At 44.1% G+C, this 25,112-nt stretch carries 22 protein-coding genes; 5 read left to right on the top strand and 17 right to left on the bottom strand.

Going from position 1 to position 25,112, the window contains the following annotated elements; translation table 11 throughout:
- Position 1 precedes the first annotated feature (1 nt).
- From Dvar_RS00625 to Dvar_RS00615, 3 genes are all read right to left on the bottom strand, one after another.
- Positions 2 to 1,084 carry an ABC transporter permease gene (locus tag Dvar_RS00625; RefSeq protein ID WP_419659795.1) on the bottom strand — a complete coding sequence of 361 codons (1,083 nt, stop codon included), beginning with the start codon at positions 1,082 to 1,084 and terminating at the stop codon, positions 2 to 4.
- Positions 1,071 to 2,618 (bottom strand): ABC transporter ATP-binding protein, encoded by a 1,548-nt coding sequence (locus Dvar_RS00620; RefSeq protein ID WP_419659794.1) that lies wholly within the window; start codon positions 2,616 to 2,618, stop codon positions 1,071 to 1,073. Before Dvar_RS00620 ends, Dvar_RS00625 begins: the two co-directional genes overlap by 14 nt.
- Before the next feature lie 87 nt (positions 2,619 to 2,705).
- Complete coding sequence (locus tag Dvar_RS00615; RefSeq protein ID WP_419659793.1) at positions 2,706 to 4,004, bottom strand: BMP family ABC transporter substrate-binding protein; 1,299 nt, start codon at positions 4,002 to 4,004, stop codon at positions 2,706 to 2,708.
- 336 nt (positions 4,005 to 4,340) lie between these two features.
- On the opposite strand from Dvar_RS00615, the gene Dvar_RS00610 reads away from it, so the two are divergent.
- From Dvar_RS00610 to Dvar_RS00600, 3 genes are all read left to right on the top strand, one after another.
- Positions 4,341 to 4,754, top strand: coding sequence for an OadG family transporter subunit (locus Dvar_RS00610; RefSeq protein ID WP_419659792.1), 414 nt, complete (start codon positions 4,341 to 4,343; stop codon positions 4,752 to 4,754).
- A gap of 18 nt (positions 4,755 to 4,772) precedes the next feature.
- Positions 4,773 to 5,900: a sodium ion-translocating decarboxylase subunit beta gene (locus Dvar_RS00605; RefSeq protein WP_419659791.1), complete on the top strand. Its 1,128-nt coding sequence runs from the start codon at positions 4,773 to 4,775 to the stop codon at positions 5,898 to 5,900.
- A gap of 381 nt (positions 5,901 to 6,281) precedes the next feature.
- Complete coding sequence (locus Dvar_RS00600; RefSeq protein ID WP_419659790.1) at positions 6,282 to 6,590, top strand: antibiotic biosynthesis monooxygenase family protein; 309 nt, start codon at positions 6,282 to 6,284, stop codon at positions 6,588 to 6,590.
- 161 nt (positions 6,591 to 6,751) lie between these two features.
- Here the strand turns inward: Dvar_RS00600 and Dvar_RS00595 are convergent, their stop codons facing one another.
- The 11 genes from Dvar_RS00595 to Dvar_RS00545 form a co-directional block, all read right to left on the bottom strand.
- On the bottom strand, positions 6,752 to 7,558 hold the full coding sequence (locus Dvar_RS00595) for a 50S ribosomal protein L11 methyltransferase (protein ID WP_419659789.1): 807 nt from the start codon (positions 7,556 to 7,558) through the stop codon (positions 6,752 to 6,754).
- Positions 7,559 to 7,608: 50 nt separating this feature from the next.
- The gene (locus tag Dvar_RS00590) at positions 7,609 to 7,953 is read right to left on the bottom strand and encodes a hypothetical protein (protein WP_419659788.1); all 345 of its coding nucleotides are present in this window, start codon (positions 7,951 to 7,953) and stop codon (positions 7,609 to 7,611) included.
- Positions 7,954 to 7,970: 17 nt separating this feature from the next.
- Entirely contained in the window at positions 7,971 to 8,645 is a 675-nt protein-coding gene (locus tag Dvar_RS00585) for a YkgJ family cysteine cluster protein (RefSeq protein ID WP_419659787.1), read from the bottom strand.
- A 38-nt stretch (positions 8,646 to 8,683) separates the two neighbouring features.
- A complete protein-coding gene (gene mnmE, locus Dvar_RS00580) occupies positions 8,684 to 10,093 on the bottom strand; it encodes a tRNA uridine-5-carboxymethylaminomethyl(34) synthesis GTPase MnmE (protein WP_419659786.1) in 1,410 nt (469 codons plus the stop codon).
- Between the two features lie 32 nt (positions 10,094 to 10,125).
- Positions 10,126 to 10,932 (bottom strand): RNA-binding cell elongation regulator Jag/EloR, encoded by an 807-nt coding sequence (gene jag / locus Dvar_RS00575; RefSeq protein ID WP_419659785.1) that lies wholly within the window; start codon positions 10,930 to 10,932, stop codon positions 10,126 to 10,128.
- Between the two features lie 15 nt (positions 10,933 to 10,947).
- Positions 10,948 to 12,606, bottom strand: coding sequence for a membrane protein insertase YidC (gene yidC / locus Dvar_RS00570; protein ID WP_419659784.1), 1,659 nt, complete (start codon positions 12,604 to 12,606; stop codon positions 10,948 to 10,950).
- A 141-nt stretch (positions 12,607 to 12,747) separates the two neighbouring features.
- Positions 12,748 to 12,957 carry a membrane protein insertion efficiency factor YidD gene (yidD, locus tag Dvar_RS00565; RefSeq protein WP_419659783.1) on the bottom strand — a complete coding sequence of 70 codons (210 nt, stop codon included), beginning with the start codon at positions 12,955 to 12,957 and terminating at the stop codon, positions 12,748 to 12,750.
- 7 nt (positions 12,958 to 12,964) lie between these two features.
- Positions 12,965 to 13,348 (bottom strand): ribonuclease P protein component, encoded by a 384-nt coding sequence (gene rnpA / locus Dvar_RS00560; protein WP_419659782.1) that lies wholly within the window; start codon positions 13,346 to 13,348, stop codon positions 12,965 to 12,967.
- Positions 13,349 to 13,402: 54 nt separating this feature from the next.
- Entirely contained in the window at positions 13,403 to 13,537 is a 135-nt protein-coding gene (gene rpmH, locus Dvar_RS00555) for a 50S ribosomal protein L34 (protein WP_419659781.1), read from the bottom strand.
- A gap of 166 nt (positions 13,538 to 13,703) precedes the next feature.
- A complete protein-coding gene (locus Dvar_RS00550) occupies positions 13,704 to 15,269 on the bottom strand; it encodes an Rne/Rng family ribonuclease (protein WP_419659780.1) in 1,566 nt (521 codons plus the stop codon).
- Entirely contained in the window at positions 15,262 to 17,781 is a 2,520-nt protein-coding gene (locus Dvar_RS00545) for a TIGR03960 family B12-binding radical SAM protein (protein ID WP_419659779.1), read from the bottom strand. Before Dvar_RS00545 ends, Dvar_RS00550 begins: the two co-directional genes overlap by 8 nt.
- Positions 17,782 to 17,823: 42 nt before the next feature.
- On the opposite strand from Dvar_RS00545, the gene Dvar_RS00540 reads away from it, so the two are divergent.
- Both Dvar_RS00540 and asnS read left to right on the top strand, forming a co-directional pair.
- Entirely contained in the window at positions 17,824 to 19,245 is a 1,422-nt protein-coding gene (locus Dvar_RS00540) for a Do family serine endopeptidase (RefSeq protein WP_419659778.1), read from the top strand.
- Entirely contained in the window at positions 19,245 to 20,627 is a 1,383-nt protein-coding gene (asnS, locus tag Dvar_RS00535) for an asparagine--tRNA ligase (protein WP_419659777.1), read from the top strand. Before Dvar_RS00540 ends, asnS begins: the two co-directional genes overlap by 1 nt.
- 337 nt (positions 20,628 to 20,964) lie before the next feature.
- Here asnS and gyrB read toward each other — a convergent pair whose 3' ends face one another.
- The 3 genes from gyrB to Dvar_RS00520 form a co-directional block, all read right to left on the bottom strand.
- Complete coding sequence (gene gyrB / locus Dvar_RS00530) at positions 20,965 to 23,361, bottom strand: DNA topoisomerase (ATP-hydrolyzing) subunit B (RefSeq protein WP_419659776.1); 2,397 nt, start codon at positions 23,359 to 23,361, stop codon at positions 20,965 to 20,967.
- 5 nt (positions 23,362 to 23,366) lie between these two features.
- On the bottom strand, positions 23,367 to 24,485 hold the full coding sequence (gene dnaN, locus Dvar_RS00525) for a DNA polymerase III subunit beta (protein WP_419659775.1): 1,119 nt from the start codon (positions 24,483 to 24,485) through the stop codon (positions 23,367 to 23,369).
- Between the two features lie 97 nt (positions 24,486 to 24,582).
- Positions 24,583 to 25,107, bottom strand: a complete 525-nt coding sequence (locus Dvar_RS00520) for a hypothetical protein (RefSeq protein ID WP_419659774.1) — start codon at positions 25,105 to 25,107, stop codon at positions 24,583 to 24,585.
- Between the last annotated feature and the right edge of the window lie 5 nt (positions 25,108 to 25,112).

Below are 25,112 nucleotides of genomic sequence, written 5' to 3'. Positions count from 1 at the left end.
ACTATCCCTTTTCTCCTGATTGTATACGAACCCTGTTCTTGGTAAAAAAATCGCCCATGATCAGAAAGATCAGCATGGTGCCATTAAAAATTTCAACCGTTGCCGCCGGCAGCCCAAGCGAGATCTGAATCGCATCCCCGCCAACCAGTACACCGGCAAAAAAAAGTCCCGAAAAAATCACATAAACAGGATTAAGTTTGGCCAGCCAGGCCACGATAATGGCGGTAAATCCATACCCGGATGAGATCGAATCCGGATAGCTTAAATAATGATGAATCCCGGCAACCTCACCAACACCGGCCAGGCCAGCCATGCCACCGCTGATGGTCATGATCAATAAGGTGGTTCGGGTAAAATCAATGCCCGCATATTTTGCCGCGTCCGGGTTCTCTCCGATTACACGAACCTCATAACCAAACCGGGTTTTGTAAATGACAAGGCTCAGTAAAACAACGGTGAATAACGCCAGCATCAGCGTGACGATGTGAATGCGGGTGCCAGGCAAAAGAGAAAGAATGGCCGAATCCGGCAAATCATCCGTGTAGGGGAAACCGAATTTCTTTTTGCTTTTCCATGGTCCGACGATCAACAAGGTGAGAAATTCTGCACAGATATAATTGAGCATCAAGGTTGAAATCACCTCGTTAATGGAAAAACGAAGTTTAAGCACGGCCGGAATCAGCCCCCAGAATGCGCCACCGATAAAACCCGCAATAAACATCAACGGAACGATCATTACCGGAGGCAGTGCCGGTCCCCAGTTCAATCCGACCCATGTCCCCAATATGGCTCCCATGAGAAGTTGGCTTTCGGCACCGATGTTCCAGAACTTGGCCTTGAAAGCAAGGGTCAATCCCCCGCCAATAAGAATCAGCGGGATGGCTTTGGTGATTGTTTCTTTAACGCCGTAGACGCTGCCAAATGATCCGGTGAATATTTTCTTGAACGCAAATAATGGGTTAGCCCCGCAAAACAAAAAAATCATTCCAATACAGACCATTCCCGCGCCCAGCGCCAACACCATTGTGCCAAAAGACCCCACGGCCGATATCCGATCCCGATCCGACACCTTAATCTGAAGCATCAATTGCCTCCCCTACCATCAAATTTTTTGCACCGGCCATGAGCAGACCAATATCGGCGACACCTGGATCTTCGGCCTCAAGGATTCCCATAAAACGGCCTTGAAAAATAACCGCAATCCGATCACACAGTTCAAAAATTTCATCCAGGTCTTCCGATACCAGCAGCACGGCGCCACCTTCTTCGCGGCGCTCGAGAAGTTGGTTGCGTAAATATTCCGTTGCGCCCACATCAAGGCCATAGGTCGGGTGGGATGCCACCAGAAGATCCGGTTTATCGGAAATCTCGCGTCCTAGAATGAGCTTTTGAATATTACCACCGGATAAATTTTTGGTCTGCACGTTGATCGAAGGGGTGGCCACCTGAAAGTTTTTAATCAACTGCCTCGTGTATGATTTTATTTTTCCATAAGCGAGAAAAGTATGCTTGGAAAATTTTTTCTGATGATGCTTTTTAAGAATCGCATTTTCGTATAAAAACAGGTTGGGTGCAATGCCAAATCGGATACGCTCCTCCGGTACGTGAGAGACACCTTTGTTATGAATTTTTCTGGCAGATTGGTTGGTAATATCAATGCCATTGATTAATATCCGACCGCGTTTTGCCGTTCGCAGGCCAGTGATGGCCTCCACCAACTCTCGCTGGCCATTTCCGGAAACACCGGCAATACCAAAAATCTCGTTTCGATAAATGTCAAAGGAAATATCCTCGATCACATCATAGCCTTTATCCCCTTCAACGGTTAGCGACTGAACGTCCAGCACCTTTTCTTGCCTGGGCATTTTCTTTTTCACAAAAGAAAAAACCACATCCCGCCCCACCATCATGCGGGCCATCTCGCGCTTATCCAACTGAGCCGTATCGGCATTGCCGACCACTGTTCCCTTGCGAAGCACGGTGACCCGATCACAAAGCTTTTTTATCTCGTCTAATTTGTGACTGATCAGAATAATGATCTGTCCTTCTTGTCTCATCTTTTCCAGAATCTGGAAAAAATCCTGGGTTTCCTGAGGGGTAAGCACCGAGGTGGGTTCATCAAGAATCAACAGGCTGGCACCATTGACCAGTGCTTTGATAATTTCAACCCGTTGCTGTTCTCCGGCGGACAACTGCCAAATTTTTTTGTCAGGATCAATACCAAAATTGAATTTATTGGAAAATGCGAGAATATTTTGTCTGATTTTTTTTTGCGGAAACACGGTGGGGGATCGAATATATCCCAGAGCAATATTCTCAATGACCGTGTGGTTCGCAATCAACATAAAATGCTGATGCACCATACCGATACCCAAACCGATAGACGCACGTGGGGAATCAATGGCAACCCGATTGCCATTGATGCGAATCTCTCCGTCATCAGGCTGATAAATGCCATACAAAATATTCATCAAGGTTGTTTTGCCGGCACCATTTTCGCCTAGCAAGCCAAGGATCTCCCCGGATGAAACCTTGAGGCTAATCTTGTCGTTCGCCCGAACGCCATGAAATGATTTTGTGATGTTTATCATTTCAAGCGTGGATATGTTATTGGCCATTATCTGTTCCAGAAAAAAATATGAAAGGAGGGCTGGATTCTTTTCTCAAGCCCTCCCCTTCAAGTTTAAAGCGACGTTCATCCGTTGTTATTGCGGAATCGTTCCCACCACATTGTCGACATAATACATGATCCGCAAGAGATCCGCTTTGGAAGCCTTTTCATCAGCCTTGATCTGCAACTTACCGGTGTTATCCGTAATGGGGCCGGTGTAAGGATCGAAAAGATCGGTGCCCTTTTTCATCTGTTCATACCGTTTAAAGACCAGATCGTGGGCAGAAATCGACCCAAAGTCTTGCGTTGTCAGTTTGACTGCTTTGAGGGCATCAACAAATTTTGGGTTAATCGGGGCATCAAAAGAACCGCCCAGGACCACCGCTTTTTCGGCGATCAACCACCATAAATCGTCGGGTTTCCAGGTGCCGTCATGTAAGTCTTTTAAAATTTTTTCATACATGACGCCCCAATCCACCAGCTGACCGGACACAACCGAATCTTTTCCATACGCCTGCATTGGGCTGTAATGGCTGAACGTATAGATCTGTTTGCCTTTTTCCGTATGCTCCTGTCCGACCTCAATCACCGCCGGCGTATCTTCGGTAAACGCCAGGGCGTCACACCCTTCGGCAATCAATGCTTCCGCCGCCTCTCTGGCTTTGTCCGGACCATACCAGGCGTACGTCCATCTTACATGCACGTTGGCCTTTGGATTGACTGCTTTAATTCCCAGGGCAAAGGCATTGATGTGACGAACCAGCTCGGGAATCGGAAAGGCTGCCACGTAGCCGACCTTGTTGCTTTTGGTCAGCGCTCCGGCCATGAGCCCATTTAGATAATAGGTCTGATATAAATCGGCAAAATATGTTCCGACATTCTTGGCTTGTTTGAAACCGGAACAATGCATGAAATATTTATCCGGGTACTTTTTTCCAGCTTTAATCGTATCATCCATGTAACCGAAACTGGTCGTGAAAACCACTGCACAGTTTTCTTCCTGGACAAGTCGATCGATAATTCTCGCTGAGTCTGCCTCTGCCACCGATTCAATATATACGGTACTCAGCCAGGGCAGTTGCTGCTCGGCATATTTTCTTCCCAGATCATGAGCATGGGACCATCCATAATCGCCGACAGGCCCAACATAGACGAAGCCGGCTTTAAGCCCTTTTGCTTCTGCTTTCGTGACCGTTTCGCCAGATGCACCGGCCATGCTTTTTGTCAGTTGGTCAACCTGTTTGCTCAGTTCATCGACTCGCTTGGTCAGTTGATCTACTTTTTCACCGAGGCCGTTGTCGATTCCCTGATCCCCACAGGAAAAGGTGAACAAAAAAAATAACAAGGCAAAGGTCCACATCAATGCGTTGTTCTTGCACGACAGGCTATCCATTTTTTAAGCTCCTTTTTTTCCAATCCGGTTAATTTGCGAAGCGGGTATCGAAATACAATAAACGTCTTTAAATATGTACGATACTCCTTTTCTGATAGTCAATACCGCTGCCGTTAAATTGGTACTTATTTCTTCATGATGGGGCATATCGTGTAAGAATAATTCTGATTATAGCGTTGATTTATCCTTTACCATTGACTTTTCGTCCGGGGTGTGATCGTTAAGCTATTCTGGTAACATCCTATATATTATGCTGGCGCTTAATATTGCTTATAATTACTAACCTTTCATCGAATAGTGGGTGGAGCTCTATCGGCACCCCGAGCAGGAGGGAATATGTATGGTTTAGCGGCTATCGAACAGGCCAATGGCTGGGCCATGGCACTAGCTGGAGCCTGCATCGTTTTGTGCGGTCTAACGGTGCTTTCTTTCTTAATTTCAATGCTTCGTCACTTACCGGGCGTTTCTGATCAAAAACCGACCCCACCAAAGGAACCTGTTGCCCCTCCCCCACCGGCGCCTAAAAAAACAGCGCCGGAACGGTTGCCTGACAATATAAATGACGCCGCGCTGATTGTGGCCGAATTGACCGAGGAATTGGGAGAATCATTCACGTTGATGGAACTTCACTGCCAATGCAAGGAAGCCGGCCTTCCCAATCCTCACATGTCGATCAAGTGTTTTCGTGAGGCTGGCCTATTATTACCTTTAGGTGAAGGACAATTTTCCTGGCAAACCGTTTCAGAATAATGCAGAGGGACATGAAAAATGGAATTATTGCTTCAATTTCTAACTAACACTGGTTATTACCTTGCCGACTATCGGCATTTTCTTATGTGGGGCGTGGGTATATTCTTTGTTTATCTTGCCATCGCCAAAAAGTATGAGCCGCTTTTGCTGTTGCCCATCGGTTTTGGCGTATTGGTCGGAAACGTTCCTTTTTTCAAAGGGTTCGGTCTTGGCATCTATGAACCCAACAGTGTCCTTCATTACCTTTATTTTGGTGTTACCACGGGTGTTTATCCATCGATCGTGTTTTTGGGCCTGGGCGCCATGACCGACTTTTCCTCACTGCTGGCCCGTCCAAAGCTCATGCTCCTTGGTGCAGCCGCACAAATGGGTATCTTTTTTACCTTGTTAAGTGCCCTGGCCTTGGGGTTTCTTCCCAAAGAAGCCGCATCCATTGCCATTATCGGTGGTGCTGACGGACCGACATCAATCTTTTTGACGGCAAAACTGGCCCCGCATCTGATCGGCCCTATCGCCATTGCCGCCTATTCTTATATGGCATTAATCCCGATCATTCAGCCACCGATCATGAAATTGTTGACCACCAAAAAGGAACGGCTGATTCACATGCCGGATCCACGTCCGGTTTCCCGTAAGGAATTATTGTTCTTTCCCGTCATTGGTATGTTCCTTTGCTGCTTTCTCGCGCCGGCGTCGATTCCGCTGTTGGGGACCTTCTTTTTTGGTAACATTCTAAAGGTCAGTGGCGTTGTGGAACGACTGGCCAACACTGCCCGAAATGCCATTATCGATACCGCCACGATTTTTTTGGGATTTACCGTCGGTGCCAGTACCCAGGCAGATGTTTTTCTGACCACCAAATCCATTGGCATCTTTGTACTTGGGGCTGTTGCCTTTAGTATTGCCACAGCCTCCGGGTTGATTTTTGCTAAAATCATGAACCTGTTTTTGAAAGAAAAAATCAATCCCCTCTTGGGCGCATCAGGCGTATCCGCAGTCCCCGGTTCCGCCAGAGAAGTTCATTTAATGGGACAAAAGGAAGACCCGACCAACTTTCTATTGATGCATGCCATGGCCTGCAACTCATCCGGTGTTATTGGTTCCGCCATCTGCGCCGGTATTTTGTGGAGCTTCAACGTGGGATAGCGATTCGTTTCCTATCCAATCAGATTTAAAACCTAAAAAAATATAACCGCTAAAGGCATTCACCCTTAGCGGTTATATTTTTGTGGAGCAGCGATAGCATTCAAGATAATGTTTTTGGTCTGCGTTATCGGTCGTCGCGGTATTATCTATACAGCTTCCTCCCTCTATCCTTGCCAGAAATATTATCTTAAACACTATAGTTTTTCCTGCTCATCCGTTGATCTGCTTTTTTCTTGACCCCCTTTACCGGCTATGCCATCCTTGATTTAGTCACCCAAAGGGATCGGCACCATTTCGAAATTTTTTCCCTCACTTCATTTTAAGCCCTAACCCATCCGTGCCGATCAGATTTCTCACCCTCTATCTTTCAGGAGGTGGTTTATGATCGCTAAAATCATCATTAAAAGACGCTTCGCCAAGGAAAACGCTCCTCAAATTCTCTCTTTGCTCAACAAAATCCGCTCGATCGCCATGAACCAGCCCGGATACATTTCAGGTGAGACACTGATGCAAAGTGAATACCCTGAAAATTTGGCTGTTATTTGCAGTTGGCAAAACATGGAGGATTGGCATGCGTGGAAAAACAGTGAAGAACGAAAAAAGTATGAAGAGATGTTAGAAATCTATCAAACCAGACCCACTCAGTATGAGGAATATTTATTGGGAACAACATTTCATCAAGAACAATAAAAATATGGGTTACAAATTCCCCTATTTTTATTGTTTGAATGAAAATTTTGCAAAAATCCCTAAAAAACAAAGGGTTAAAAGCGGATTCATGAGAGGCTGATTTTTAAACGATCACACACAAGTCAATACCAAGCCATGCGTACAACAACCCAATTTAAAATTCAGCCTCTCAACAAGCATATGGCACTCCACCCTTTTTCTTCTCGTACTTCAACCACCCTAAATCCCATTTTTTTGTAAGGTTCACTCACAGATGGGGTTTCTTCGGCTTTCATTCCAGACAATACCAAAACGCTATTCTGATTTAGTTTGGTGTTGAGCAGATCACACAGTTTGATCAGCGTCGGTGTCCTCAGATTGGCAAGTACGAAATCAAACCGCTGGTGAATATCGTCGAGTGACTGACTGCTGATTTGAATGCGATCGTTTAGCTGGTTAATTCTGACATTTTCCTTTGCCTCGAAAACAGAACAGGGATCGGTATCCACGCCATTGACAAAACCAATACCCAGTTTAGCCGCTGCAATCGACAAAATTCCTGAGCCGGTTCCGATATCAATCGCTTTCAGCGCTTTTTTACTTCTCACCCATAAAGGCTGATGTAAACAACGATCAATCAATTGGACGGCCATACGTGTTGTGGGATGGTCGCCACATCCAAACGACACCCCCTTTTCTATTGATATAACCACGCCAGTATCGAACCGATCCAGCTTACATCTAAATGGCTTTAAAATAACATGCGGGGACAATTGGACGGGCTTATCCAGGGAACGCTCAATAAAAGATTGACCAAAATGAAATGTATAACACAGCGTTCCCAAGGAAACGAGATTGGCCACAGCTTTTTTAATTGCTCTGACACCATAAATCGTTGGGTTATCAAGACGGTTTTTTATCAGCCGAAAAGTTACTTTTGAAGGTGATTCGTCTATGATGCGCATAATTTTTGATTCTAAATCACTCATCAACACCTTCAAATTTCGGATTATTGTGGAGCCGGTTTTTCGGCTACTCGCTATACAAGACGCTCTTTTTCCAATAAGGCTCTATACCACAGGGCGAACTCATACATTGCGATAAAGCGATCATCATCATTAACAATCCCCACGGCCATTTCCAGCACCCCGCGGCCGTAACTGTTGGAATACCCTTCCATTGGTCGGGATTGTAAAAATTCCCGCACCAAAGCTTGTGATGTGCGGTTGCTTTGATCCTTACGGATATCAATTGGGTCCTTTGGCTTCTCAAAAGGATCCCAATTTTCATAGCCAACTTTTTTAAGTATATGTTTTTGGCGGCGAGGCGACATGGCCTCAAAAACAGCCTTTTTTTTCTCTTCATCTGTCATATTGTCTGCCATTGCACACCTCTTTTGATTTATTTTTCCGTCTCTGCCTGCTCATCGGCGATACCCAAATAAGTCTCATCAAATACCGTGATCAGTGCCATTGACAGCGGCATTAAAACATCACCCATTTTGACATGCTTGGATTTTAAGGCCACAACAATTTCCTGGGAAAGCGCGTATAGCTTATTATGAATGACATCCAGATTTACTGTCGGATATGACTCCCCCTCTTTAAATCCTGACAATCCACAGGTATGTCCCCTGCCTTCGATCGAGGTAGGGATACCGTAAAGACGGCAGGTAATCGGACGAAAATCGTATAGCTCGCATTGATTATCCTTATTTAACAAAGGACATCGAACCCGTTCGGCGGCCATTTCAAAAAGGACTTGTTTCTCTGATTTTTCACCCGACTCAACGGCTTTAAACGCTTTCCTTTTTATTTGATGAATTTTTCTATCAATTTTGTTCGCATCCTCGATAATCTGGGCTTTTTTCTGCTCAAGACCATTTTCAATAAATTTGCGGTTAATGTACAAAGCCTCAATCAAGGATAAATCAAACAGCGCATGACAACAATCTGAACACTCCAGCTGGCACTTTACACAATCTGGATATTTTTCTCGAACATTTTCAAAAATTTCATCGACCTGTTTGACCAATGCTTCATATTTAGCAAAAATTTCATCTAACGCTTGCATCATAAATCAGACTCCCTGAATAGCATGTTTCACGTGAAACATTATTTACCAACACAAAATTGGCTAAAAATAAAATCGTAAAGATCTTCCCCATTCGTTGATCCGGTAATTTTTTCCAGTTCCTTGCGGATACGACCCAATAGATCTGCCATCAGCTCGGGTTCAGACTGGGTTCTTGCATTTTCGATGTCCGAAAAAATCATCTGCTCAATACACTCTAATATTTTGCGCTGCCTTAGATTTGGCGTTGCCGTCGGTAATTGTTGTTGCATCTGATCTTTTACCAAACCATTGAAAATCAATTCTTTTAAGTCAGCAATCCCCAAACCAGTTTTAGCAGAAACCGCGGCAGAAATAAAACCGTCAATATGTTTATTTATTTTCTCCAGTGCCGCTGGAACGGCGATGTCGACTTTATTTACAACAACAATGATCCGTTTGGCCGCATTGTCCGTTATAAATTGATTTTCAAAATCATTGAGCTCACGGTTGGCTTCAACGACGAAAAGCAATAGTTCTGCTCGGTCAATATGATCACGCGCTTTGTCAATGCCTATACATTCGACAGGATCCTGTGTTTCATGCAGTCCAGCGGTATCGCATAACGTAATGGGTATCCCTTTGATCGATAGATATTCTCTGATCACATCCCGGGTCGTACCGGGCATCTCTGAGACGATTGCGGTTTCCTTTTCGACCAACTGGTTTAACAAGCTGGATTTGCCTACATTCGGAACCCCGGCAATGGTCATTAATACCCCATCGTAAAAAATAGCACTTGATTTTTGGGCTTGAATCAGATGACGAACTTGAACTAAAAGTGTATCGAAAATGCCCTGGCGTATTTCCAGTAGAGTCTCTTCAATCGATAAATTATCGCTTTCCGCAAACTCAATGACCGCTTCACATTTACCGTATAATTCATTCACCAGGTGAAGCAGTGTTTCGATTTTGTCCTTTATGCCGCCAGAAGCCTGTTTTACCGCATTTTTGGCTGCGATTTCGCAGGGCGCATTAATCAGATCAATCACAGCTTCTGCCTGCGTTAGATCAATTCTGCCATTTAAGAAAGCTCTTTGGGTAAATTCACCGGGTTTGGCCAGGTCGGCACCGGCATCCAAGATGGCACCCATGATTCTCTCAAGGACAATATACCCAGAGTGTGACTGAATTTCGACAACATCTTCACGGGTGTAACTATTGGGGGCCTTCATGAAAAAAACAAGCACTTCATCGATAACCGTATCGCTGTGTGCTTCGTGAAGGTATCCATAATAAACGCGGTGAGAGGAAAAAGATCGGTCACTATCATTTTTTTGAGCTGATTTTTTTCTCTTGAACACGAAGAGTTTTTTTAAAATAACAAATGCTTCCGGACCGGAAATCCGTATAATACCAATGCCGCCGGGTCCCAGCGGAGTTGAAATTGCGGCAATCGTTCGGTTGTCCATGGATTTTTTTATTCGATCAAGTGATTAGTTATTTATATTTTTGAATGGCTACTCCGCCCTTTTGATGCCCCTCGCTTTTTGGGAAAAATCATCAATTTCCGATAGTAGCCATCACCGATGCTCTGGGTTCGAATACCGCTTTCATCTTTTAAATGGATATGAACGATTCTCCGGTCATGGGCGTTCATTTGCCCAATGGTAACGGGTTTTCTTATTTTCTTGGCTTTTTCAGCCATTCTGGAGGCCAGTTGTTTAAGATTATTTTTACGCTTTTCCAGATACCCCTCAACATCAACCATCACGCGCAATTTTTTGGTGGTTCGTTTATTGATCATTTTTTCGAGAAGATATTGAATGGCCTCCAGTGTTTGGCCGCGTTTTCCGATTAGAACGCCGCTATCCCCCCCGGTCACCGCAAAAAAGAGCTTTTCTTTACTGTTTTTTGTTTTAATCGTTGCCCCGTCACTGATGCCATCTAAGATTTTCTGGAGCGCTTTAATACCATAGTCAATTATTTCTTCATTTGTTTCTTTCTCCGCTTTGGCTTCATCGCTGTCCGGTAAACGCTCCAGAAATTCATCGATCGTTGTTTTCGCAGTTTTTGAGGTTTTTGACGGAGCACTTTTAACCGGTGGTTGGGACGGACGCTGAGAATTATTTTTTTCGTCAACAAATACTTTTATTTTGGCTCTTTTAATCCCCACGAGACCAAAAATTCCGGTTGATCCATAGGTAAGCACTTCATACTTAATTTTATCTGCAGAAATGTTGAGTTCGTCACTGGCCCTTTCAATTGCTTTTTCTACATTCTTTCCCTGAAATTCAAAGAACTTGGACATGATTGCCTCCGGATATTATATGGTTTTCTTTTGGACATAGTACTGCTGGCTAATGGATAAGATGTTGTTGACAAGCCAGTAAAGGACCAGTCCAGAGGAGAAATTGATAAATATGAAAGTGAAAACCACGGGCATCAGCATCATCATCTTCGCTTGGGTGGGATCGCCTGGGGGAGGTGACATCTTTTGCTGCAACAGCATAGTGGCACCCATTATAATCGTTAAGACGGGTATTCCATAAGGGGGTTCCATAAATGGTATGGAAAAACCAAAATCAAAGAGTCGATCAGGCGCGGACAAATCATTGATCCACAGAAAAAAGGGCGCGTGTCGCAGTTCAATAGCCTGATACAACATTCGATAAAGTGCAAAAAAAACAGGTATTTGCAGAACCATTGGCAGACATCCGCCAACCGGATTGACCTTGTATGTCCGATACAAGGCCATTAATTCCTGGTTCATTTTTTGTTTGTCATCTTTATGTTTTTCACGAATTTCAGCCATCAGCGGCTGAAGTTTTTTCATCTCACTCATGGATTTGTAGCTTTTATTACCCAGTGGCCATAATAAAATTTTAGTAAAAATGGTGAGCAAGATAATGGCGATTCCATAATTGGGAATGACACTATGGATTTGATTCATGAACCATAGGCAAGGTTTTGCGATTATATCAAAAAAACCGAAATTGAGCGCTTTGCCTAGATCGTGTCCAAGACTATTCAACAATTCCATGCTTTTTGGCCCCATAAAAATGTAAAATTGGGACTCAATCTGTTTGCCTGGAGAAAGTTCAAATGTAGGATTAATCAACTGATTGCTTACAATCTTGTCATTAAGTCCTAATTTTATGCTCCCCTCAAACTCCTCTGCGGGAATGATACTGGAAATAAAATAGCGATCTTCGATACCGATCCATTTGATTTTTCCTTCGTATCGATCTTTATCTTCGATATTTTTGGGTTTTATCTGTTCGAGGCTATCGTTGATCAAGGCACTAGGCCCGACAAACCCGTAACCTTTTTCTTTCTCTACTGGCTTTCTGAGTGACAATACCAGCTGATCGTTGATTGCGTTTTGAGATGCGTTTTGAATGGCGACCTTGAGCCCGATTAGATAAGAACCAGGATCAAAGGTATATGTTTTAATGATAATCGTCCCATCTGCTGCAACCCATTTAAAAGCAATCTCCTTTTTCTCACCGCTGACGCTCAGATTATCACCGGTCTGATCTATGGAGAAAACCGCATTTTCCAACCCATGGACGGATTTATCCAATAGCGTTGTGCGGATGATTCCATTTTTAAAATCAGGTTGAATGAGCTCTTTATTGGGAGAATCAACGTTTACGCTTTCGCGATATTTTTTTAGGATGAAACTGGTAAATGCAGCGCCTTTGGCAGAAATACGGGAAACGTAATACGGTGTTTCAATGGTAATTTCACGGGCCGGGTTTTCTGGGACCGCCTCGTTTTGGATTTCATCAAGATCACTTTGACTGATCGTCGTGGCGGCTTGCTGAGCGGGTTGATCAGGCGTCGGCGTTTCAACAACCTGAGCTTGAGGCTTTTCCGGATCCTGATTGTTTACCGGCTGTTGGTCAGTAAAAAACATGCTCCAAACAAATAAAACCAAAAATGATAGACCAATGGCTAGCAGCAATCTAGCTTGTTCCATTTTGTTCTCCTTGACACCAAACTGGGCCAAATCATGAAAAGAATAGTTATTGTCTGCTCTTGAACAATGTAGGCATTTCTTTGCAGGTGGTCGTGGTGGGCTTAAAACGATATGGATCTATTTTCGAACGGAATAAAAAAATCACGGAACCGGGTCAAAACCACCGGGATTGAATGGATGGCACCGTAAAATTCTTTTTATCGCAAGCAGGCTCCCCTTCATCAAACCATAAGTAGAGATCGCCTGATACGCGTATTCTGAACAGGTCGGTACAAATCGGCATGCCGGCCCCAATAGAGGCGATATAAAAATTCTGTAAAATTGAATCGTTATTAATGCCAGTCGAGTCATCGTGCGCTTAGTTGTGACGTTGAGATACTTTTTTTATTAAATACCCAAACTTTTCTCTAAGTTGCGCATTCTCTAATTTTGCAGACGGCTGCCTGACGATTACATTCATGTCCAAATGGACCGGCAACATGCTTCTGTTCAATCGAAAATATTCGCGAATGATTCGCTTGATCCTATTTCTTATTACGGCCTTCCCGACCTTTTTTGAGACGGTTATACCAAGACGTGAGCTTGAAAACTGGTTTTTTCGGGAAATAATGATAAAATAATCGCTGTAATAGCGAGTCCCGTATTTCGATAGAATTCTGTATTCCGATGATTTTCTAATACGTTCCGTCTTGGTAAACGAAAAAGGTTTCAACAATGCAGACCCCTTGTTACAGCACTGCACTCATTTGGCTGTTTTCAAAGATTTTATATGAAGGGGTCTGTATTGATTTACCATTTATAATGCCAGTCTTTTTCTTCCTCGGGCTCTGCGACGGTTGATAATTCTTCTTCCAGCCTTTGTTGACATTCTTTTTCTGAAACCGTGGGTTCTGGCGCGTTTAATTCTACTGGGTTGAAAGGTTCGTTTCATTTTTTATCTGTCCTTCTCATCAAAAAATAGTGTTCCCATACTTTGCAAATAATCATCGGTTGAATCGAGTATCTTAACCACATGATATTATAAGTGTCAAGGTGCAATTCATTCGGTCAATGGATGATATGTGCCCGCCCGTCCGAAAAATGAATATTTAAAAATTTCAATTTGTTGATGACTCAATAATTTCAAACGCTTCCATATGGTACCGATTGTCGGGATAGATGATGATCTGTTTGGTAATGGTTTTTTCCAATCCGGGTATCAGTCTGTTTTCTTCACCATGAAGAAATTCAGCAACTTCTGGATTGACCCGAACCGTCAGTTTTGACCCCACCATATCCGCCGCGTACCTCAATATCTCCCTAAAAATACCATAACATATTGTTTTTATTGATATTATATAACCTTCCCCATCACAATAGGGGCAGGGATCACACAATAGTCGGGTAAGCGGCTTGCGAGTTCGTTTGCGTGTCATCTGAATCAGCCCCATTTCAGAAATGGGAAGTATATGGGTTTTACTGCGGTCTTTGGTAAACGCTTCATTAAGCGCCGAAAATACTTTTTCCTGATTCGATTTTTTCTCCATATCGATGAAATCAATGATAATGATTCCTCCGATATCCCTTAATCGGATCTGGTAGGCGATTTCTTTAACCGCTTCCAAGTTGGTTTTTAATATGGTTTCTTCAAGATTGTGCTTTCCCACATAACGCCCTGTATTCACGTCGATCGCCACCAAGGCTTCGGTGTGTTCAATAACAATATACCCGCCTGATTTAAGCCACACCTTTCTTTTCAGTGCCCGTGAAATATCCCCTTCTAGGTTATAGGCATCAAAAATGGGTTCTTTTCCATCATATAGCTCAACAGACTCTTTTAAGGAGGGGTTGAACGTATCCAAAAAATTGAGTACGGATTCATAGTCTTTTCGGGAATCAATGACCAATTTTTCGGCCTCCTGAATTAGAAGATCCCTGACCGCTCTGAGACTGAGATTTAATTCCTGGTGCAATAAAGACGGCGTGCCGGCGGTCTGATACTTTTTTTGAATGTTGCCCCACAGGTTTTTTAAAAACCCCATTTCGTAGGCAATTTTTTCCTTCTGAACACCTTCTCCCGCCGTTCTGACAATATAGCCCATGGAACTGTTCTGCGCCAGTTCGGTAACAATATCTTTAAGCCGTTGGCGCTCGCCCTCATCCTCGATTCGCCTTGAAATACCAATGTGTGAAGAGGTGGGCATCAACACCAAAAATCGACCAGGCAATGATATATTGGATGTGATTCTGGCACCCTTGGTTCCAATCGGTGATTTGGAGACCTGAACCAGGATTTCCTGTCCCTCGGTAATCAGATCCTCAATGTTGTCATGCTGGGTGTCATTGCTCTTGGTGTCGATGGAAAAGGATACATCGGCGGCCTCCTGATCTTCATTGATGCTGTTTTCTTCATCGATATCGTTACAACTGAAGTGTTCTTCTATGTCTTTGTAATCATTTCGTATTACATCATCCACATAAATGAAGGCCGCCTGATTGAGTCCAATATCGACAAAAGCCGCTTGCATTCCCGGAAGCACCCGCTGAACCCGGCCCTTGTAGATATTTCCGGTACTATCCCTGCTTCCTTTCCTTTCAATGAACAATTCCGCGATGGTTTCATCTTCCACGAGTGCAACGCGAGTTTCGTGGTCGAAAACATTAATGATTATTTTTTTATACATAGTCCGCTTTTCTTTTTGTTATAATGGCGGTATTGATTTGCGGATCGTTTAACCTGAAGATGAAACGCATAATATGAGCGGGTCTCACGACACGCTTGTCAACCATTTCAAGCGTCATCCGAGCGTGTTGTGAATCGATAATATCAATGTGTTTAATTGCCTTTTTAAGATCAATCTGAACGATTTTTCCCTTTTTCGTGGATCTTTCGATAGTTCCGGGTGATTGTGTAAAAAAGTAGTCTAAATCGTTTTGGGCAAAAAATCCATCTTTTAGTTCCACACGGTAATGAACATGATCCCGCAAGTCCGATTGGTCTCTTCGCGTATAACGCTCACACCCATAAATATCGATTCCATCGGGCATTTGTGGGCCTAGCTTACGAACAATGTCGGCTGGGTCCATGGCGGTGGTCAAGGAAAGGATCATTTGCTCCGCCTCACTTTGCATGCCTGTGGGCAGGGTGTCCATGAATGATATCTTTGGCATGGGATGAAAGCCGCGTGAGTATTTTACCGGAATTTTCGCCCGCCTTAAGCTGCGCGTAAAAATTTTTATCATCTCGAGATGCCCGATGTACCGAGCCAATCCCATTTTGCTGAAACGGACCCTGTATTTAGTGGTCGTTTCTAAGGGGGCTGCTTCGGCCATCGGTTGATCGGTAACAATTGGATTTTCAAGGTTGTGAAAGGATATGGGTTTTAGCACCTTAAAATCACACACCCCACAACCGCTGCACTTTCCGTGGCGGCAATCCAGGGTAATCACCTCATCGAGGGCGTTTGTACGCTCCTGTTCAAGAAATTGTCGATCCACACCGATTCGAATATGGTCCCAGGGCAGTTTGTCCCCAATATCCAAGAAACCATCGGCATAGGTGCGTGGATCGATAGCGGCCCTTTTGAAAATGGACATCCACCGCTCATAGTTAAAAAATTCAGTCCAACCATCGAAACGACACCCACTTTGCCATGCATCCACAAGCACCTGATTCAATCGTCGGTCACCCCGCGCCCACACCCCTTCAACAATACTGACCCGTGGATCCTGCCATTTGACGTGGATATTCGAAGCACTTAAACGATCCTTCAACCAATTGAGCTTCTGCATGGCTTCTTCAAGGGGGATTTGGGGTTCCCATTGAAACGGTGTATGGGGCTTGGGCACAAAGGTGGCAATGCTGACATTGATTTTCCCGCGCCGGGTTTTCTGTTTGGCCAGTCGTTGGATGCGTATGACCAAGTCCACAATGGCTTGGATGTCATCCTGCGTTTCCGTGGGCAAACCAATCATGAAATACAGTTTGATCACCTGCCACCCCATGGAAAATGCATTCTCAACGGTTTCAACGATGTCTTGCTCGGTGATGTTTTTATTGATCACATCTCTTAATCGTTGACTGCCGGCTTCAGGGGCAATGGTGAACCCCGTTTTCCTCACCTTTTTTATCAGTTCCATCAATTCCGGCGTCAGTGAACCGGCTCGCAGTGACGGCAGGGAGATGGCCACATGATCCCGTTCGCCAAAGGCCATGATGGCTTTCATCAGTGGCGCGATACAAGAATAGTCACCAGTGCTTAAAGATAGCAGGGACAGATCTTCATACCCGGTTTGCGTGAGCGCTTTTTCAACCGCTGATACAATATGTTGCGGATGACGCTCGCGCACAGGGCGATAAATCATGCCCGCCTGACAAAAACGACATCCACGGGTGCAACCTCTCGCAATTTCCATTCTCAACCGATCATGGATGGGTTTACCGAATGGGATGATCGGCGAAGGGGGAACCGGTAGATCATCAAGGCTGGAGACAACCGCTCTGTCGACATACTGGTAATCGGATTGCCTGGCAATCAGTCGCTGTTTTCCCCCACTATCGGTGGTCACCTCAAAAAAGGAGGGAATATACACGCCCTTTATCTGCGACCAGGATTTTAGTAGTTGCCGCCGGTCACCAGCCCCCGCTTTTCGCCATGCTTTCCAAGCATCGGTCATTTGAAGGATGACGGGTTCTCCATCCCCCACGACGATGGCATCGAAAAAATCCGCCACCGGCTCAGGATTGCACATGCATGGCCCCCCCCCAATAACAAGCGGATCGGTATGGCTGCGTGCATGGCTAAAAAAAGGAATGTCAGATAGGTCGAGCATGTTCACCATATTGGTGTAGTTCAACTCGTAAAGCAGGCTGAAGCCTATAATATCGAACTGCTTGAGGGACACTTTCGATTCCAAACTGCACAACGGCAATTTTTTTTCTCGAAGCTGGGCTTCCATATCCATCCCCGGGGCAAACACCCGCTCGGCCAGAATATCGTTTTTTGCGTTAAGCAGGCTGTAAAGAATCTGAATACCGAAATGGGAGGTGGCAATCTCATACAGATCCGGAAACGCCAGCGCCACATGAAGATCCACATCGTCCCATGGTTTCGTAATCCGGTTCACCTCAAACCCCAAATATCGGCTGGGCTTTTGAACCAGCGCCAGGATGTCTTGAATGGTCATTTTGCTCATGATATGTTTCTATTTTTACTATAATTTTAAAAAAGAGTTGAAATGACAAAGTTACTGGAACAAATCAATCAAAAAAAGTGTATCGTGTCCTTCCTTTTGGGATTACTGCTGTTTTTGTTCATGAACGCTCAACCGCTCTCCAGCGCTGCTGAATCACGCGAAAACAGCGTTGTTCGTGCCATCCGACGGGTTAGCCCGGCTGTTGTGAATATAAGTTCACAATATGAAATACGCAAGAATTCCAATCCTTTTTCAGGGTATGCAATGGATCCCCAGGTCGAACAATTTTTTCGTGATTTTTTTTCTCCGGAAATGCAGCGCAGGGAAGAAAGAACCAGCCTGGGGTCTGGTGTGATTATTGATGGAACGCATGGATTCGTATTGACCAATACCCATGTTGTGGAAAAAGCGACGACCATCAATGTAGTATTGAATGATAAACGGGACTTTGAAGCAACGATCGTCGGTATGGATCCGGATTCCGACCTGGCCGTGCTTAAAATAAAGACAGACCAAGCGCTGCCGGCCATTCAAATGGGAAATTCGGATGACATTATGATCGGTGAGTCGGTTATCGCCATCGGCAATCCGTTTGGGTTTTCCCACACGGTGACAACCGGTGTGATCAGCGCAGTAAACCGCAGTATCAAGACATCGGATCGCGTGTTTCACGAATTCATCCAAACGGACGCATCCATTAATCCAGGCAATAGCGGCGGGCCGTTGCTTAATATCAACGGTGAGTTGATCGGAATCAATACGGCAATCTATGCTCAGGCGCAAGGGATCGGATTTGCCATTCCCATTAACCGGGCCAAACGGATCATTTCCGATCTGATCAATTTTGGAACGGTTGTAAAACCATGGATCGGTATGACGGTTCAAGCGATTGATTCAAAACTGGCCAATTATTTAAATATCAGCAATCAAGGGGTGATGGTCAAATCCGTGGACAAAGATGGCCCGGCCGAGAAATCCGGCATCCAAAAAGGTGATATTATCCTGTCCATCGATGAAAAAAAAATCTATACTGTGGATGATTATCAGCTCAAATTAAATGATATTTCAACAGGCCAAACCATCTTGGTTGAAATTAATAGAAACGGAAAAATTTCAACCACTTCCCTTAAAACAACAATTTTTCCATTGGACCATGCGGTTGACCTGGCCAACCAGCGCTTGGGAATTGTGGTGGCCGATGTAACCAAAAAGGCGCGGGCCAAATATGGTCTAAAAGCCAGCTCGGGGGTATTTATTGTCGAGTTGCGCCGGGGTAGCCATCTGGATCGAATCGGGGTGAATCCTGGTGATATCATCCATCAAATGGATGAAGAACGGATACAGACCCTGTCCGATTTCAAGGCGGCCATGGTCAAATACCGGGATAAGCCGTCTGTGGTACTGCTCGTTCAACGGGGCGCATATTTTTATTATATCAATGCAATCATGAGGGGTGACGGGTGATGGAAAGAACGAAAGTTACCAACCTGATAAAAAGTGATCATCCCATCGAAAATGTATGGGTCAAAGGATGGGTGCGGACCAAACGGGATGCCAAAAGCTTTTCTTTTATAGAGCTAAATGACGGATCCTGTCTTAAAAACATTCAAATTATTGTCGATGAAACCATCGATAACTATGATGCCGTCAAAAAAATTACCACCGGAGCGGCTCTTGCGGTGAGGGGGAAGCTGGTCGAATCCAAAGGTGGGGGTCAACAATGGGAAATTCAGGCCAGCCAAGTTGATGTTATCAGTTTGGCGCCGGATACATTTCCACTCCAAAAAAAACGCCACAGCGATGAATTTTTAAGAAGTATTGCCCACCTAAGACCACGCACCAATAAGTATGGAGCGGTGTTCAGAATTCGATCAGAATTGTCCTTTGGCGTTCATCAATTTTTCAGGCAAAGGGGATTCCGGTATATTCAAACGCCGATTATCACCGGTTCGGACTGCGAGGGGGCAGGAGAGCTTTTTCGGGTGACCACGCTGAATCCGTCCATGCCGACCCCACCAGCGGGTAAGTTCGACTTTGCCAATGATTTTTTTGGAACAGAATCCAATTTAACCGTTTCAGGCCAGTTATCGGCTGAAATGTTTGCCCTTGCGCTGGGTGATGTGTACACGTTTGGCCCCACCTTTCGCGCTGAAAATTCAAATACCAGCCGCCACGTTGCCGAATTCTGGATGATTGAACCGGAGATGGCCTTCTGTGATCTGACCGGAAACATGGAATTGGGCGAAACCCTGGTCAAGCATTTGATCCAGTTTACAATGGATCATTGCTCGCAAGATATGGAATTATTCGCCCGTTTTGTCGATAAACAACTGATGCCGACCCTCGACAATATCGTTTCGTCTGATTTTGAGCGCCTGCCTTACAAGGATGCTGTCGATATCTTGCAAAAGGCCAAGGTATCCTTTTCCTATCCCATTGAGTATGGATTGGATCTACAATCCGAACATGAACGCTACCTGACCGAAAAACACCTTAAAAAACCAATCATCATTTACGATTACCCAAAAACCATCAAGCCGTTTTATATGCGTTTGAACGATGACGAACAGACCGTCGCAGCCATGGATATTCTGGTCCCTCGCATTGGCGAAATAATTGGTGGGAGTCAACGCGAAGAGCGGCTGGATGTACTTGAACGGCAAATGGAAACCGCCGGGCTGTCCAAAGACAGCTACTGGTGGTATTTGGACTCCAGACGCTATGGAACAGTCCCGCACAGTGGATTTGGAATGGGATTTGAACGGATGTTAATGTTAGTGACCGGGGTGACCAACATCCGGGATGTAATTCCCTTTCCCCGAACACCGGGAACGATAGATTTTTAAATACAATTTTTTTAATTAGTTAACTATAAACAGGTAATTTATTAGCCTTCAAGAGACAAAAAAAAGGATTGACAACATCATGGGTTTATGAGAGTGAGTACATGCTCTTTTTTGCAGATACCCAAAGTTGACCCTGTCCTGATTTTCACTCTGATGCGATAAATGTAGATGCTGAAGTTGATGTTGATTTTGATGCTGACGTTGATGCCGATTGCTGTTTGCTTTTGCTGAAGTGAGTGCTGCATAAATATTTGCCATTAAAAGAGCGCACCCATTTAAGAACCCCTGATTTTTCCATTGGAAGGTCAGGGGTTCTTTTTTGTAGCAATGATATTTTTTATATGTCCAGCATACTGACTTCCAAAGCGTTATTTTGGATGAAATCCCGTCTGGGTTCGACTTCGTCGCCCATCAAAATCGTAAAAATTTCATCCGATTCCACCGCGTCCTCCACCGTGACTTTCAGTAAATTGCGCTTATCCGGATGCATGGTCGTCAACCACAATTGTTCTGGATTCATTTCACCAAGGCCTTTATAACGCTGAATAGAAAGCCCCTTCTTTCCATCCTCGACCAAATGTTGAAAAAGCTCTCGCTTTTCTTCAAACACAACCGGTGTTTCCTCCCGATCGATGGTGATCACCTCAAACGGAGGATGATCCATGGTCTCTAATTTTTTGTTTAGTATTAAACATTTTTGAAAGTCTGATGAATAAATTAAATTTCTTCCAATGATCATTGTCTGCTGGTAATCGTTTTCAGACGATGTTTGGACGATCAAGCGATACATGTCATCGTCCTCACTGTAGGACAAGGATGGAACACTGTATCCTTTATCTTCCAACGTATTTTTCAACCCTTGCATTTTTTCCTGGCTTTGTAGAAATACTTTATCCAGGACTTGTGCCTTTATTACCAGCTCAACAATCAGTGGATCATAACCAGTATGTTCAAGCTTCGTGATCGCGGAAACATATTCACTTAAATCACACAAAAAAATGAAGAGTTGATGATTGGCAAGTATTTCTTCTTTGCCGACAATCTTAATTTTCTTTTTTTCACATATTTTTTTAAGAATAAAATCGTTTAACTCTTTTTCATCCTTTAAATATGTTTCACTTCTTCCTTTACCTATTTTAAAAAGCGGTGGCTGAGCGATATACAGGTATCCCTTATCCACCAACTCGGGCATTTGTCTGTAAAAGAATGTCAGCAGCAGGGTCCGAATATGCGAGCCATCCACATCCGCATCGGTCATGATAATGATCTTATGATAACGAATTTTTTCGATGTTGTATTCTTCCTTGCCCACACCGGTACCCAGCGCAGTGATAATATTTTTTATTTCTTCACTACGCAGGATCTTATCAAACCGTGCTTTTTCAACGTTTAAGATTTTGCCCTTCAACGGCAAGATGGCCTGAAATTTTCTGTCCCTGCCCTGTTTCGCGGATCCACCGGCGGAGTCCCCCTCAACCAAAAACAGTTCTCGAATCGCTGGATCGGATATCTGACACTCAGCCAGCTTCCCCGGCAAGGTGGAATCGATAAGGGCGCCTTTATTTCTTGCCAAATCCCTGGCCCGCTTGGCTGCATCTCTCGCTCGGGCCGCATCGACTGCCTTTTCGATGACCTTTCGAGCAACCGCCGGATTTTCTTCCATAAAGGCACTTAGTTTTTCATTGACCAGCGATTCAACCAGTCCTTTGACTTCGCTGTTACCCAACTTGGTTTTGGTCTGCCCTTCAAACTGGGGCGACATTATTCTTACACTAATGACAGCGGTCAATCCTTCACGGACATCATCGCCACTGATTTTGGCCGATAAATTTTTTGGTAAATTTCCATTGACGGCATACTGGTTGATGCATCGCGTCAGCGCGGCCTTGAACCCAATCAAATGAAAGCCACCTTCAACGGTATTGATATTGTTGGCAAAAGAAAAAATATTTTCTTTATACGTATCATTGTACTGGATAGCGACTTCGATATTGACGTCGTTGCGATATCCGTCGATAAAAACCGTATCGTGCAGCGCATTATGACGCCGATTCAAATACTCCACAAAAGATACAATTCCACCTTCATAAAAATAGGTTTCGCTTTTATCGAACCGTTCATCCTCAATGGAAATGGTAATGCCTTTGTTTAAAAAAGCCAGTTCCCTGAGCCGTCGTGCTAACACATCATAACTGAATTCAGTGACATTGAAAATTTCTTCATCGGGAATAAAATGAATTCGGGTACCCCTTTTTTCACTCTCGCCGATTACTTTCAGTTCACTGGTTTTTGTTCCTTTTTCATAGGTTTGGTAGTAGATTTTCCCGTTTGCATAAATTTCTACTTCCAAAAATTTTGACAAGGCATTGACCACGCTGACCCCCACGCCGTGCAGACCACCGGAAACCTTGTAGCTGTCATTATCGAATTTTCCCCCCGCATGGAGCTTGGTAAGAACAACTTCTACTGCCGGAACATTTTCAGTTCGATGAATATCAACAGGGATGCCACGGCCGTTATCATCTACTGAAATACTGTTATCCGGATGAATAAAAACTCTGATATGATCACAAAATCCAGCCATTGCTTCATCGATGCTGTTGTCTACCACTTCGTAAACAAGGTGATGAAGACCGGCCACATCCACGTTTCCGATGTACATGGACGGCCGCAGCCGAACAGGTTCAAGTCCTTCTAAAACATCAATACTACTGGCATCGTATTTATCGTTCATAGGGTTTATATTCTCATTGGCATGATAACGCTGATAAATGTTTTATCCGTGTCTCCTTCGATGACACAAGGATGGTTACTATCTACAATATTAATCACTATTTCTTCATCATCGATAACGCTTATGGTATCCAGAAAAAATTTAGGGTTAAAGGCAACTTCAATTACATCCCCGGTAAATTCAATTTCGGTTTCTTCCTTGGATTCACCGTAATCCGGATTGGTTGCCGTGACAACCAACTTGTTTTCATCGAAAGTAAAAACCGCCCCCCGGTAATTATCGGTCGCTAGAATAGACATCCGCTTGAGCATTTTTGCAAAACTTGCTTTCTCCAAGCGGATAATATGCCCATCTCCTTTACCGATAATATCCTGGTACTTGGGAAACTCTCCTTCAAGCAAACGGATAATAATGGTTTCAGACTCTTTTTGAACAATAAAATTACTTTCTTTAATTCCTATTTGCACCTCGTCTTCGACGTCTAAAAACTTGGCGACCTCATTCAGACCTTTTTTAGGAACCAGAACACCTTCTCCTTCCGGAACGGTCGTTTCTGAATCATAGATACAATCCGTCGTGTTCAACCGGCTTCCATCGGTTGAAACAAATCTGAACAGATGCCCATCGTCTGTCCGGGTTCTTTCAAGAAAAACACCATTGATGTGGGCCCTTTTTTCATCACCGGCAGCGGATATGATAATGGCCCGGTCGATCATTTTCTCCAGTACGGATGCGCCGATGGCAAAAAAATCCACTTCACTGATATGGGGGGTTTCCGGAAAGTCATCTGGATTCATGCCGACGATATGATACTGAACCTTGTCTTTTCCGATTTCGATCCACCGGTTATCCACTTCATGAATAATGATTTCTTCCGATGGAAACTCGCGAATAATTTCGTAGAGTTTTTTGGCGCTTACCGCAATCGCACCCTCCTCTTCCACAACTGCCGGATAAAGTCCTTCGAATCCGGTTTCCAGATCGGTTGCGGTTATATGGATGCCTTCCTGGCTGGCTCGGATCAGAACATTTTCAGTAATGGCCAGGTTGCTACGCCGCCCCGTCAACCCCTGTACCTTTGAAAGCACATTAACAATTTGGAATTTGTTGATCTTAAATTTCATAATAAAAATTCCTTTTATTTAATTAAAGTTATAGTAGGAGTTGACATTCTATTAATAACTCTAAAAGGACTTGTTTTTATTTATTATTTAATTCGATCTAGGTCTGTAGCCATTTTTTTATTTCACCCACAGTTTGTTTGTTCCAGTCCAGATGAATTCTTTGTTTTAGAAAATAATTAAACAGATGATTTATAAAATCAATTGCTTTTTCAAATAGATATATTTTTTCCAGAACACTTCCTTCAATATCCTCGGCGGATTCGACGGGACCGGTTTCAGGCACTTTAAGCCCTGAAAAACTCAAACTCTCCCCTTTGAGGGTGAACTTCCATTCCTGGTTTTCAGCTTTGTAAACCAGATTCATTTCAACGACCACGGCTCCTTTGCGAAGGGACAATAGCCCTTCTTCCAGTCCGGCATCATCTCCCTTGATGGTTATGATTTCGCTGGCATCATTGATACTGTTTTCAAGCACAATTCGATTGCCGATGGTCAGTGACGTGATGGATGCATCCACGGTTTGAAAAAATGACGGAGCCGTATCAATGGTGAACCACAACCAGGTTAAAAATTCATTTCCTAAAAATTGATATCGATTATAGGCGACGGCGACATCCAGCATAATTG

The sequence above is a fragment of the Desulfosarcina variabilis str. Montpellier genome (assembly GCF_048565275.1).
Taxonomy (GTDB): domain Bacteria; phylum Desulfobacterota; class Desulfobacteria; order Desulfobacterales; family Desulfosarcinaceae; genus Desulfosarcina; species Desulfosarcina variabilis.
The sequence above is the reverse complement of the archived record's forward strand: the minus strand, read 5'-3'. Positions and strand labels throughout refer to the sequence as shown.